Genomic DNA, 13607 nt, shown 5'->3' on the forward strand with positions numbered 1-13607 from the left:
GAGTCATCGCTCAGTTACTTAAAAAGACACTCAACGATCGCAACTCTCATTGTTCTTGTTTTACTTGCTGGCGCTTATCCGCAAAATAAAAACCGGCGTTAACGGCTTTATAGAGCAATGGGAGCAAACGATGGAAGTGATTCACCATGGTGGCAAACATACTGTCACAGGATCTTGTCACGAGCTAAGAGATTCAGGCCAAGCGGTGCTCATCGATTGTGGCCTTTTTCAAGGTTTAGATCTTCAAGGTAAAAAGCTTCAAGGTGCGGACACTCGCCCTCTTGATATTGAATTTGAAACTTCCCGCCTCAACGCTCTGCTGCTGACCCATACCCACATTGATCATATTGGCCGATTACCTTGGTTACTCGCCAGTGGATTTAACCAGCCAATTTATTGCACGCAAGCCACCGCCGAACTCGCTCCTTTAATGATTGAGGATGGGTTAAAACTACAAGGACTCAGCAATAAACAATCAAAGCTGATACTCAAAAAGATTCATTCGTTGATAGATCCCAAGCCTTACGGCGAATGGTTTCCAATCACGTCTAAACAGCAAAACAACGGAAAGGATCATCATAGGCCAAATACTCTGCATGCTCGATTTCAACCTGCTGAGCACATCTTAGGTTCCGCCTATATCGAGATTAAGTTACCTAACCAAGAAGTAGTTGTGTTTTCTGGCGACTTGGGCCCGAGTAACACACCACTGCTGCCGGATCCCAAGTCACCACAGCAAGCCGATTATCTGTTTATCGAATCTACTTATGGCACCAGTACACATGATGATATTGCTACGCGATCTGAGCGTCTCAAGGCCATTATTGATCGTTCACTGCTCGATGGTGGCGTTATTCTAATCCCGGCTTTTAGTATCGGCAGAACTCAGGAATTGCTGTTTGATATCGAACACCTGATCTTTGAGCATCAACTCAGTAGCGATATTCCTATTATTCTCGATTCTCCGATGGCTCAAAAAGTGACGCGTTCATACCGACGTTTTAAAGAGTTGTGGGGGCAAGAAGCAAAGCTGCGTCTTGAACTGAAACGTCACCCACTCGCTTTTGAGCAGTGCATTACCATTGATGGACATAGAATGCACAAGAAAATCGTGAATCGCCTCAAGTCGACAGGTGAACCCGCGATTGTGGTCGCAGCTTCTGGAATGTGTCAGGGCGGCAGGATAATGAACTACTTATCAGCCTTGCTTCCCGATAAACGAACCGATGTGATTTTAGCTGGCTATCAAGCGCACGGGACGCTCGGACGAGAGCTGCAACAAGGCGAAATGCAGGTTTTTATTGATAACAAAGACGTTGAGGTTAACGCTCAAATTCATGGCATGTCTGGCTATTCTGCCCATGCTGATAAAGAAGATCTCTACCGATTTATAGAGGGCATCGCGACTCCACCGAAAGAGGTGCATTTGATTCACGGCGAGCCAAATACTCAGTCTGAGTTCGCTCAAGCTTTGGTTGGAAAAGGATTTACAGTCGTTTAAAACAGGCGATTAATTCACGATTTCTGATTGCGGTAATCCTTACGGAAAGTTCTAAAAATCACTACTGATATTTTAAATAATACCTCCCCTTAAACCTGCCTAATTTCACTATATCGGTGATATATTCTTGCATCTTTACCGTCGTAATGTGTTAACAGTCATTAGTACTGAACAACGTTTCCTCTCATTTTTCTTCTATTTTCCCTTCTGACACATATTGTGAGTTTCGAAAATTTGTATTAATCACTATTTATTCACTTTACAAACCGACACTAAAAACAACTAATTGCATATCAATTTTAATGGAACGATTATCAAATTAGCACTAAGCGTTAACAAACACTCCCTGTAACATGCTTTATGTCACAGTAATCCTAATAGGCAGTTAAATAATTTAACACTCGGATTACAAGTGAAGTATTGTGTTGTTCGAAAAACAATCATAAGCAAAACTAACAGGGAAAATACTCATGCAGTCATTCGTTGATTTTTTGAATGGAATAATCTGGAGTCCAGTACTTATCTACCTATGTTTAGGTGCAGGTTTGTTCTACTCCATCATGACTCGATTTGTTCAAATCCGTCACTTCTTTGAAATGTGGCGCTTGCTACTATCGGGTAAAAGCTCATCAAAAGGCATCTCGTCTTTCCAAGCTCTAGCCGTTTCGCTATCTGGCCGTGTAGGTACAGGTAACATTGCTGGTGTTGCTGCCGCTATCGGTTTCGGTGGCCCAGGTGCAGTATTCTGGATGTGGGTTGTAGCCTTCTTTGGCGCCGCGACTGCTTATGCAGAATCTACGCTAGCGCAAATCTACAAAGAAGAAGACGAAGGCCAGTTCCGTGGTGGTCCGGCTTACTACATTGAAAAAGCAATGGGTCAGAAGTGGTACGCATGGATCTTCGCAATCGCGACTATTTTTGCATGTGGTATTTTGCTTCCAGGTGTTCAGTCAAACAGTATTGGTAATGCTGTAGAAGCTGCATTTGGTTCAGGTGACATGATTGAAACAGCTGTCGGTACATTCAGTTTCGCTAAAATTTTCACCGGTACTGTTGTTGCTATCATCCTTGCTTTCATCATCTTTGGTGGTGTTAAACGTATTGCGAACTTCACACAGATCGTTGTTCCTTTCATGGCATTGGCTTACATCATCATCGCGTTCATTATCATTCTGCTAAACATCAGCCAAGTGCCAACTGTTTTCGCAATGATTGTTGGTGATGCATTCACACCTATGGCAGGCTTCGGTGCTGCAATTGGTTGGGGTGTTAAGCGTGGTGTTTACTCAAACGAAGCAGGTCAAGGTACTGGTCCTCACGCGGCAGCTGCTGCAAGTGTTGATCACCCAGCTCAGCAAGGTTTAGTACAAGCGTTCTCTATCTACATCGATACACTTCTAGTATGTTCAGCTACAGCGTTCATGATCATCATCACTGGTGCTTACAACGTTCACGGCGGTGCTGAGGGTGTATTCCTTGTTCAGAACCTAGCAGCAAACGTTGGTGCGAATGGTCCTGTATTTACACAGCTTGCTATTGAAAGTGCACTACCAGGCATTGGTAAGCCATTCATCGCATTTGCTCTGTTCTTCTTCGCATTTACAACGATTCTTGCTTACTACTACATCGCAGAAACGAATATTGCTTACCTACGTCGTACCATCAAGATCCCTGGCATGATGTTCGTACTTAAGCTTGTTCTTATCACTGCAGTTTTCTATGGCACAGTTAAAACAGCGAACCTTGCATGGGCAATGGGTGATGTTGGTGTTGGCTTGATGGCATGGTTAAACATCGTGGGTATTCTGATCATCTTCTTCATGTCTAAGCCTGCGCTTAAAGCTCTAGCTGACTACGAAGAACAGCAGAAACAAGGTGTGACTGAGTACACATTCAACCCTGTAAAACTAGGCATTAAAGGTGCTACTTACTGGGAAGAGAAGTACAAGCGTAAAACAGGCAAGTCTCCTGAAGCAGAAGCTGCAGACACTAAACCTGTAGAGCAGCCTTCAGCTTAAGCTTTCCTTAGCAAATAGATCGCTTTAACAAATAGCGCTATTAATAACGCATAAAAAAGGGGTTAGCCATTTCGGCTAACCCCTTTTGTTTTATTCATAACCAATAAATGGCTTATAACAAACTAACTGTTCCCGAGTTAGAGTATTAAGCAGCGATTTCTTGTGTTGCCATTTGAGGTGCTTTCTTCTCACCGATAGGCAGTACAGTGCGGCCGTATTCGTTGTTGATTACTTGTGCCATTGCAAAGTAAATAGCTGAAGCGCCACAGAAGATACCTTCAAAACCAGCGATAGTGCCGATTAGTTGACTGCCAGTGAAATCACGAGCTGCAAGTAGGAAGAACAAGATAGTTAGTGAACCGAATACTACTTGCTTCGCCACTGGGTAGCATAGAGAGCCGATGAACATGAAGCCTGTGAAGATGCCCCATAGTAGTAGGTACCAACCCATGAATGCTGCAGGGCTTGCAGGTAGGCCCATGTAAGGCATCACGATTAAACCAACCAAAGACAACCAGAATAGGCCGTAAGAAGTAAACGCAGTTGTACCGAACGTGTCACCACGTTTGAAACACATTGTGCCCACGATAACTTGGCTCAAACCACCGTAAAAAATACCCATAGCAAGAATCATTGAATCGATTGGAAAGAAACCTGCGTTGTGGATATTAAGAAGAATAGTGGTCATACCGAAACCCATTAAGCCTAGTGGCGCTGGGTTAGCTAGTTTGGTCGACATTGCGAATTTACCTTATTAAAGTGGTTGATTAAAAAAAAGCGATAAAAATTATCAGAAAATTTTAATCTATAAACCGTACAACTAGGTAATCCAGTTATCGAAAACTAAGATTGTGTAAATGATCTTATGGAAAATTAGTTTCATAACAACGCTAATTAATTCATAGAGCCTATAAATGAACAAATTCCCTGTCACGTATCGACTCATTTGATCGTCATTCCAGAATCGAGGGACGAGATATCTGGAATCCCCTTTTAGACATAAGCACCGACGATAAACGCCAGAGACTCCCTACCACGTTCGTTCCTCACTGTAGGGAATGACGGAGGTTTGCTTAGATGCGGGTAACGAGATACGGGATGCGAAGAGCGCGTTCAGATTGAGCAAGCGAGAAACTAAATTGCAAACACGAGTAATAATAGGGCGAGCTTTTCGTTACTTGTTTACTCCATTAAATCTCGTATCTACTTGGACAGATTAAATTACGCTTGTTGTGGTTTAGATTCAGACACTTGAGATTGAACGTCTGAAGAAGCGTTTTTACTCGCATCGCGCTTGGCTAACAACGTCACGACAATCAACTGAGCAACAAGAGCACCTAATACAACCAATGCACTTCCCGTAAAGCCTGCGACTACAAAACTAATCAGAGCAATAGAGCCGTTCATCAATGCGTAAGGTAGCTGCGTCTTAAAGTGTTCAAACTGATCACACCCAGCCCCGGTTGAAGAAAGAATCGTGGTTTCAGAGATCGGTGAGCAGTGATCACCAAACAAGCCACCCGATAACACGGCACCAATCGCGACGAGAAGCGGAGCATCTATCGCAATCGCGGTTGGAATAACTAAAGGCATCATTATCGCGAAGGTTCCCCACGATGAGCCCGTTGCGAATGAGATAATGGCAGACAGCAAGAACGCGACCGCAGGTACTAACCAGTAAGGGAAACCGCTCTGTGCTTGCTCAGCAATATAAGCCGCTGCACCCAACTCTTTACCAACGGTGCTTAATGCCCAAGCCAGTACCAAGATGATCGCGACTGGCATCATGTTTCCCATACCTTTTAAGTACACAGAAACACCATCTGAAAGGTTTCTTACACCGTAGTAAGCCATTAGCGAGATTAAGGTAATCGCCGCAAAGAAGTAAGCCGATGATAAAGCAGCTCTGAACGATGAACCTGCGACCTTTTGGAATGGGAAACCTTGTGGTACCAGCATGGCACACAACACCACTAGCATCACTAACAATGGTGCCCAGACAAAAGATGCCTTTGCATTTTTATGCGAGAAGGGATTTAGTGATTCGTTATTCACGCCAGAGTTAATTCCCGCCTGGCAATCACGCTCAGCTTTTGCCATTGGCCCAAAATCTAAACCTTTAACGGACACGAGCGGAACGATGAAAATCGCGAGGAATGCGTAGAACTGAAAAGGAATCGCACCGATGAACGCATCCCAATCAGACATATTGACATTCAACGCCGTAAACTCTTTTTGAATCAGGCTCATGATATACACGCCCCACCCGATAAAAGGGATAAGGATCGCGACGGGTGATGATGTAGAGTCGATGATGAATGCCAACTTCTGTCTAGAAAGTTTCAGTTTATCGAAAAGAGGGCGAAAGACAGGACCAACAATCAACGGAGTACCTAAGTCAGAGAAAAATATCACGATTCCTCCAAACCACGCAGACAATTGAGCTTGGCACTTGTTGCTTACCCACTGAGTCACACGCTTAGCAAACGCAACACCACCACCCGACTTTTCCATCAAAGCGACAAAACCACCGATGAACACCAACAGCATGATCACACCAGCGTTATAGCTGTCGGTAAGTTGAGGGACTAGGTAACCTTTCACCATGGTACCAAACGTATCAAGCGGGTTAAGTTCGCTAAACATGCCAGTCAGCATTGCAACACCACTCAGCACACCAGCAAAAAGGCCTATCACCACATTCCTTGTCGCCAATGACAACACCAAAGTAATCACAATGGGGATGAGTGACGTGATATCTGTCTGTTCCATAGGTACATCTTACCCCTAAAATAATAGAATAAATATAAATTAAATTTGAATATAAATTCACAAGCATCATTTGTACAGAACTTTATCCTCTAACTGGATAATTAGTCTTTAAATGCGCTTCAACATAGCCAAATAGACCAATCACCCTGCTTAAATAGCCAAGTTCGAAACGGAAAAAAGCCGAAAGTAGACACTTTCGGCTTTTGATTATTTATATCGCTATGGTCGTACTACTGAGCTCGTAACTTAGGCCACCTCTTCAGTATTCAGACTATCAATTACAACTGATTTCATCCCAGAACCAATTCGACTGAACAGGGCTTTCCCATACGCCCGGGCCGTTTTTAGCCACGAAGCACTTGCCGTTATGCGTCACTTTGTCACCGTTACTCACTTGGCTAACACCCGCTTGCCATGTGACAAATAGCGATGGGTCAACAACGACAGGCGGCTCGGTAACAGGTGGTTCAACTGGTGTTGGGTCAACAGGTGTAGGATCGACTGGTGCAGGATCAACTGGCGATGGATCTGTCACGGGTGGTGTTGGCTCTCCAACAATCAATTTCCAAGGGCCGCCATTGGTAGGGTCATCCCCTTGTGTCCACCATTTCGCTTCATAGGTTGCACCGTTGTGAGTCACTTGGTCACCCGCGTTGTAAACCTTGGTCGCACTCCAACCATTACCACCCGGATCAGTACCAGGATCTACCGGATCCAGCTTATCGACAACTTTCACTTCAGGCCAACTCGCATGAGAACCATAGAAGTTGGTCACACACTTCTCGTAATCACCAGCCACCAGTGCGGAATAAGCCGTTTGGAAACCAACAAGCTCACACTCAAACGAGTAACCTTCTGGGCGGTCTGCGTAGTATTTCCAGTTACCATCCCAGTTGGTGTACAACACATCCGTTGCTCCGTTGAGGTTTAAGCTTCCGTAAGGCGTTTGCTGCCAACAAGTATTGGCTTCATCCGCTTCTACCGGAATTTCATAGTGCGCTGCTAACCCTTCCCAATAACGAATACGGTTAACGGGTTGGCCTTTGTCTTTGTTCTGCTCGCCACATTCAATACCACCATTGATCACGTTGATTGTGGTACCAAAGCCATAACCAATACCCGCATCCAATTCGCGTTGAGATGGCGTCCAAGTGCGGTCGATGACATGCAGCATAGCTGGTTTAGGTGCTTGAGGGGTAAGGAAAAACCAAATAGCAGAAGCTAAGTTCAACCAAGAGTCCGCCACTAAGCCCGGATTGTTGAGAAGCACCGTCGCGTCACCATCAAACATCACTTCAGAGAACGCGCCATAATTAAAATGGTAAGAAAGCTGTTTAGCACCACGTCCGAAGTAGCCCTGTCCCGCAGCACATGGCCAACGGGCATTCTGCCAATCGTTCTGACCACAACCGGTGGTGTAACCTTCTTGGCCTTCAGACCAACCCATTTCGCGAACATGCACCAGCGCTTGCTGCCACTCTTCTAGAGCTAATGGATTATCAGAGGTGTTGTCTATCGCGATATGCCCACCCGTCTCTTGTGAAAAGTGAGCAAAGGCCGTGATGATGGATTTTTTACAGATAGCATCAGAATCACGGCCATCGGTGTACTCTCCACAGAACGCTGGGAATTTACCGATCGCACGTAAGAAGCGAGTGTAGGTGTATTCTGGCGCTGCCATCTGAGTGAGGAAGTCCCATTCAGATTGAGGGAACACGCGCTCTACACGCTTTATGTTTTCAGGATTCGAGGGGGAACCGGGTTCAATCGCTTCAACGATTGTATTCGGGCGAGTTTGAAGGGCCTGTGACCAGATCGCATACATAGGATCGGATGTTTTCGCTTGTTCAGCAGCTTGTAGAGCCGACTTTTCAACAAGGTAACCATTCGGGTTTTGCGGATCAGGTTGAATGTTCAAAGACGCATGACTTTGCGCTGCTAATGTGCAGCCCAGTACTGTCGCCAAATATTTGATTTTTAACATGATGGATTCTCTTATCTGTCCTTAATAAGTCCATCAAAGAGTATGCTTCACATGTGGAATGGCCTAGCTGTAGCTGTGTGAATTTATAAAAAGTGCGAGTGATCTTTTTGATACATGGCTCAGCACAACAAAGCGTCTCATGGTTTCTTGAGCTGATATCTAGTTTCCAACTCATTTGGTTTCTAGTTATTGTTCATTTGATTTCGAGGTATTGCTCATAAGCCTTTAATGTAATGAATCAATATAATCAATCGAAAAGAAAAAAGCCCCGAACTGAGTTCGAGGCTTAAGATCTTAATCAAAGCTGGTTAAATCTCTAAGAGATTATTCCCACTCGATAGTTGCTGGTGGCTTACCAGAAATATCGTAAACAACACGTGAAATGCCGTTAACTTCGTTGATAATACGGTTAGAAACCTTACCTAGGAAGTCGTATGGTAGGTGTGCCCAGTGAGCAGTCATGAAGTCGATAGTTTCTACGGCACGTAGAGATACAACCCAATCGTACTTACGGCCATCGCCCATTACGCCAACTGAACGTACTGGTAGGAATACCGTGAATGCTTGAGATACTTTGTGGTAAAGGTCAGCAGCGTGAAGCTCTTCAATGAAAATAGCATCTGCGCGACGCAGTAGATCACAGTACTCTTTCTTGATTTCGCCAAGAACACGAACACCTAGACCAGGACCCGGGAATGGGTGGCGGTAAAGCATGTTGTATGGAAGACCAAGCTCAAGGCCGATCTTACGTACTTCATCTTTAAACAGCTCACGTAGAGGTTCAACAAGACCCATTTCCATATCATCAGGAAGGCCACCAACGTTGTGGTGAGATTTGATTACGTGTGCTTTACCTGTCTTAGATGCTGCAGACTCGATTACGTCTGGGTAGATAGTACCCTGAGCAAGCCATTTAGCATTAGATAGTTTCTTAGACTCTTCATCGAAGATATCTACGAATACGTGACCGATGATTTTACGCTTAGCTTCTGGTTCAGCTTCGCCTTCCAGAGCTTTAAGGAAACGATCTTCTGCATCGACTTTGATGATGTTTAGGCCGAACTGGTCACCAAACATATCCATAACTTGCTCAGCTTCGTTTAGACGAAGAAGGCCGTTATCAACAAATACACATGTTAGTTTGTCGCCGATAGCGCGGTGAGCAAGCATCGCAACTACAGATGAATCAACACCACCAGAAAGACCAAGGATAACTTCGTCGTCACCTACTTGTTCTTTAATACGTGCAACTGCATCTTCAATGATTGAAGCTGAAGTCCACAGACCTTCACAACCACATACGTTAAGAACGAAGTTCTCAAGCATTTTCAGGCCGTTTTTAGTGTGTGTTACTTCTGGGTGGAATTGAACACCGAAGTACTTCTTCTCTTCGTTTGCCATTGCAGCGTATGGGCAAGTGTCTGTTTCAGCGATCTTTGTGAAATCAGCTGGAATCTCAACTACTTTGTCGCCGTGGCTCATCCAAACATCTTGAGTAGACTCAAGGTCAGCGAAAAGTGCAGATTCGCCAGTCACTTGTACCGCTGCGTAGCCGAACTCGCGCTCAGTAGACGTTGCTACTTTACCGCCAAGTTGCTCAGCCATAGTTTGCATGCCGTAGCAGATACCGAATACAGGAACACCTGAATCAAATACGTACTGAGGTGCACGTGGAGAGTTCTCCTCCGTTACACTTTCAGGACCACCAGATAGGATGATGCCGTCTGGATTGAATTCACGAATATCCGCTTCTTCTACGTCCCAGCTCCAAAGTTCACAGTAAACACCGATCTCACGAATACGACGAGCTACTAGCTGTGTGTATTGAGAACCGAAGTCCAGAATTAGAATACGTTGGTCATGAATATTTTTAGTCATTGTAAGCAGTCTTATTGGCTATGTGATAAAACGGAGGCGAGTTTACTCACCTCTGATTAACTCTTCAAGAAATAAAGCAAACGTTTTCGTTAGATATCTTTAACCACGTGTTTTGAGACAATCGGACTTTTAACAAAACAGGCGGTAGATATAATACCAATCACAGTAAGTAAGCGTTCAGGAATAGCGTAGGAAAAAAGCCTGAGAACAAGGCTGCTCTATTCGACAAAGAGTTCTGATAAGTAGTTATTCTACAATCAAAAATTCTAACGAAGTTATCGAGGTTTTTAACAAGCTAGGATGACCAGTTATTTACTACGATTGGTATATTAATGTGCCGACTAAATCAGCACATTATTCAAACGTTTGGACGTATTATTAACCTAAACGGTAGTTAGGTGCTTCTTTCGTGATTTGAACATCGTGTACGTGAGATTCTTTCATGCCCGCACCAGAGATACGAACAAACTCAGCTTTAGTACGCATGTCTTCAACAGTTGCAGAACCCGTTAGGCCCATGCTTGAGCGTAGACCGCCCATCTGTTGGTGAACGATCTCTTTTAGACGACCTTTGTATGCGATACGACCTTCAATACCTTCTGGAACAAGCTTGTCTGCAGCGTTGTCAGATTGGAAGTAACGGTCAGAAGAACCTTGAGACATAGCGCCAAGAGAACCCATACCACGGTAAGACTTGTAAGAACGACCGTTGTAAAGAATAACTTCACCCGGTGCTTCTTCAGTACCCGCGAACATTGAACCAACCATCACACAAGATGCGCCAGCAACGATAGCTTTACAGATATCGCCAGAGAAGCGGATACCGCCATCTGCGATTACTGGAATACCGTATTCGTTAGCTACTTCAGCTGCGTCTGCGATTGCTGTTACTTGAGGAACACCAACACCAGTAACGATACGAGTCGTACAGATTGAACCCGGGCCGATACCTACTTTAACCGCACTAACACCCGCTTCGATAAGAGCACGAGCGCCAGCGCCAGTTGCTACGTTACCACCGATGATTTGTAGATCAGGGTATGCAGCGCGAGTTTCGCGGATACGGTTAAGTACGCCTTCAGAGTGACCGTGTGAAGAGTCGATAAGTAGAACGTCTACGCCAGCTTCAACTAGAGCAGCAACGCGCTCTTCGTTACCAGCGCCAGCACCAACAGCTGCACCTACACGTAGGCTGCCGCGCTCATCTTTACAAGCGTTTGGTTTACGTTCTGCTTTGTGGAAATCTTTTGCAGTGATCATTCCCGTTAGTTGGAAGTCATCATTTACAACAAGAACTTTTTCAACACGCGCTTCGTGCATTTTCTCTTGAACTTCTTCACGAGTTGCACCTTCTTTAACAGAAGCAAGGCGAGCTTTAGGTGTCATTACTACATCAACTTTCTTAGAAAGGTCAGTAACAAAGCGAACGTCACGGCCAGTAATGATACCAACCAATTCGTTTGTTTCAGTAACAACAGGGAAACCGGCGAAGCCGTGTTTTTGAGTAAGGGCTACAACATCAGCGATTGTCGCGTCAGGGCTTACAGTTACTGGGTGAGAAACCACACCAGCTTCGTAAATTTTAACCTGGCGAACCATTTCTGCTTGCTGTTCAATAGACATGTTCTTATGAATAAAGCCAATACCACCTTCTTGCGCAAGGGCAATTGCTAGGCGTGCTTCCGTAACAGTATCCATCGATGCAGAGATCATTGGGATGTTTAAAGAAATGTTTTTCGTTAACTGAGTGCGAAGATCAGCTGTGTTCGGAAGAACGGTTGAGTGTGCTGGGACGAGTAAAACGTCATCAAAAGTTAAAGCTTCTTTTGCGATTCGTAGCATTTGCAATATCTCACAACAAAGGTGTTAAAAGGAGTAAACCCAACTTTATCGTTTCGCATAATAAAGTGATTTGGATTTGATATTGCAGACGGATTATACGCACGGCGAAATCGCTTGGCTACACATTTTTGTATTTTTAATTTGCATTTACCCCCTTGCTATGTATTATATTGCCGCTATCTTCCATACTCACGCCCTGTGAGATTCCAAGAAAGACCTTCCTTCAAGGAAAGATAGTGCTTCTATGACTAATCCAAACATCTTTACTGTTTCTCGCCTCAACTCAGAGGTTCGTCTCCTATTAGAAAACGAAATGGGAATAGTCTGGCTCGTTGGTGAAATCTCAAACTTCTCTGCACCTGTCTCTGGTCACTGGTACCTCACGCTAAAAGACTCTCGCGCTCAAGTTAAATGCGCCATGTTTCGTGGCAATAACCGCCGTGTGACCTTTAAGCCTCAGAACGGCAATCAAGTTTTAGTCAAAGCTCGCCTATCTCTTTACGAGCCACGCGGTGACTACCAACTGATCATCGAAAGCATGCAGCCAGAGGGTGACGGTAAACTTCAGCAAGAATTTGAAAAGCTGAAGATGAACCTTGCCGCAGAAGGACTGTTTGCTCAATCAAGTAAGCAAGCTCTTCCTGAACACCCAAAACGTGTTGGCGTTATCACATCTAAAACCGGTGCAGCGCTGTTTGATATTCTTGATGTACTAAAAAGGCGCGATCCTTCGCTACCGGTTGTGGTTTACCCGACCATGGTTCAAGGCGAAGAGGCGGCGATTCAGATTGCCCAAGCGATTGGACGCGCTAACGAACGCAATGAATGTGATGTGTTAATCGTCGGCCGTGGTGGCGGCTCACTGGAAGACCTATGGTGCTTCAATAACGAGATCGTAGCTCGCACAATCGCAGCAAGCCAAATCCCGATTATCAGCGCCGTTGGCCACGAAGTGGATGTCACTATCGCTGATTTCGTTGCCGATATGCGTGCCCCAACGCCATCAGCTGCCGCAGAATTGGTTAGCCGTGATAACAGTCATAAAGAACAAGCTTTCGCGTCTAAACGTGCTCGCTTAGTCAGTGCGATTCGTCATGTGTTAATCAAACAGGCGCAATCCACTCAAACGTTGAAATACCGCTTAGAGAAGCAACACCCTAGCTACCAACTTCAAAAGCAGAGTCAGCAGCTTGATGACCTAGATATGCGTTTGCGTCGTGGTATGACTCAATACCTAAAACAGCATGCACAGCGTGTTGAACGTAAACAGCACCAGCTTCAATTGAACTCGCCAGTGAAACGCCTTGGCGAACAGAAACTGCATCTGCAACGTTCAGAGCAAAAGCTATTGGATGCAATGGACAAGACATTACTAACCACTCGCCACCAGCTCGCTATGGCTGCAGAGAAGTTAGAGACCGTTAGTCCACTGGCAACCCTAAAGCGTGGCTACAGCATTACTCATTCAGAATCGAGCAAGACGGTATCATCGATTAACGATGTCGAAGTCGGTGAAGTGATCACCACTCAAGTTGAAGACGGTGTGATTGAGTCGCAAGTGACCACAAGAGTGACTAAGAGCGAGCTTTAAGTTCGACCTAACGTTTCAAAC

8 protein-coding genes are annotated in these 13607 nt (G+C 44.9%); 3 read left to right on the forward strand and 5 right to left on the reverse strand.

The annotated features are described in order from the left end of the window. The first annotated feature begins 130 nt into the window (after positions 1-130). Entirely contained in the window at positions 131-1501 is a 1371-nt protein-coding gene (locus AB4274_RS05245) for an MBL fold metallo-hydrolase (protein WP_372111241.1), read from the forward strand. Positions 1502-1971: 470 nt separating this feature from the next. Beyond that, on the forward strand, positions 1972-3519 hold the full coding sequence (locus AB4274_RS05250) for an alanine/glycine:cation symporter family protein (protein WP_372111243.1): 1548 nt from the start codon (positions 1972-1974) through the stop codon (positions 3517-3519). A gap of 145 nt (positions 3520-3664) precedes the next feature. On the opposite strand, the gene AB4274_RS05255 is transcribed toward AB4274_RS05250, so the two are convergent. The 5 genes from AB4274_RS05255 to guaB form a co-directional block, all read right to left on the reverse strand. Continuing rightward, positions 3665-4258 (reverse strand): acetate uptake transporter, encoded by a 594-nt coding sequence (locus AB4274_RS05255; protein ID WP_017062818.1) that lies wholly within the window; start codon positions 4256-4258, stop codon positions 3665-3667. Positions 4259-4740: 482 nt separating this feature from the next. Then, positions 4741-6291 (reverse strand): Na+/H+ antiporter NhaC family protein, encoded by a 1551-nt coding sequence (locus tag AB4274_RS05260; RefSeq protein ID WP_372111246.1) that lies wholly within the window; start codon positions 6289-6291, stop codon positions 4741-4743. Between the two features lie 274 nt (positions 6292-6565). Then, on the reverse strand, positions 6566-8275 hold the full coding sequence (locus AB4274_RS05265) for a chitinase (protein WP_372111249.1): 1710 nt from the start codon (positions 8273-8275) through the stop codon (positions 6566-6568). A gap of 324 nt (positions 8276-8599) precedes the next feature. Next, positions 8600-10153, reverse strand: coding sequence for a glutamine-hydrolyzing GMP synthase (gene guaA / locus AB4274_RS05270; RefSeq protein ID WP_017059729.1), 1554 nt, complete (start codon positions 10151-10153; stop codon positions 8600-8602). Positions 10154-10531: 378 nt separating this feature from the next. Next, the gene (guaB, locus tag AB4274_RS05275) at positions 10532-11995 is read right to left on the reverse strand and encodes an IMP dehydrogenase (RefSeq protein WP_017062496.1); all 1464 of its coding nucleotides are present in this window, start codon (positions 11993-11995) and stop codon (positions 10532-10534) included. 244 nt (positions 11996-12239) lie between these two features. Between guaB and xseA the strand changes: the two genes are divergently transcribed. Beyond that, positions 12240-13586, forward strand: coding sequence for an exodeoxyribonuclease VII large subunit (gene xseA / locus AB4274_RS05280; RefSeq protein ID WP_065584650.1), 1347 nt, complete (start codon positions 12240-12242; stop codon positions 13584-13586). Positions 13587-13607: the final 21 nt, after the last annotated feature.

Source organism: Vibrio sp. 10N.261.55.A10 (assembly GCF_041470825.1).
GTDB lineage: Bacteria > Pseudomonadota > Gammaproteobacteria > Enterobacterales > Vibrionaceae > Vibrio > Vibrio crassostreae_C.

What these genes read in the sequence shown, in the direction of transcription:
- AB4274_RS05245 (WP_372111241.1), top strand. Translation starts at nt 131, where the DNA reads ATGGAAGTGATTCACCATGGTGGCAAACATACTGTCACAGGATCTTGT.
- AB4274_RS05250 (WP_372111243.1), top strand. Translation starts at nt 1,972, where the DNA reads ATGCAGTCATTCGTTGATTTTTTGAATGGAATAATCTGGAGTCCAGTA.
- AB4274_RS05255 (WP_017062818.1), bottom strand. Translation starts at nt 4,258, where the DNA reads ATGTCGACCAAACTAGCTAACCCAGCGCCACTAGGCTTAATGGGTTTC.
- AB4274_RS05260 (WP_372111246.1), bottom strand. Translation starts at nt 6,291, where the DNA reads ATGGAACAGACAGATATCACGTCACTCATCCCCATTGTGATTACTTTG.
- AB4274_RS05265 (WP_372111249.1), bottom strand. Translation starts at nt 8,275, where the DNA reads ATGTTAAAAATCAAATATTTGGCGACAGTACTGGGCTGCACATTAGCA.
- guaA (WP_017059729.1), bottom strand. Translation starts at nt 10,153, where the DNA reads ATGACTAAAAATATTCATGACCAACGTATTCTAATTCTGGACTTCGGT.
- guaB (WP_017062496.1), bottom strand. Translation starts at nt 11,995, where the DNA reads ATGCTACGAATCGCAAAAGAAGCTTTAACTTTTGATGACGTTTTACTC.
- xseA (WP_065584650.1), top strand. Translation starts at nt 12,240, where the DNA reads ATGACTAATCCAAACATCTTTACTGTTTCTCGCCTCAACTCAGAGGTT.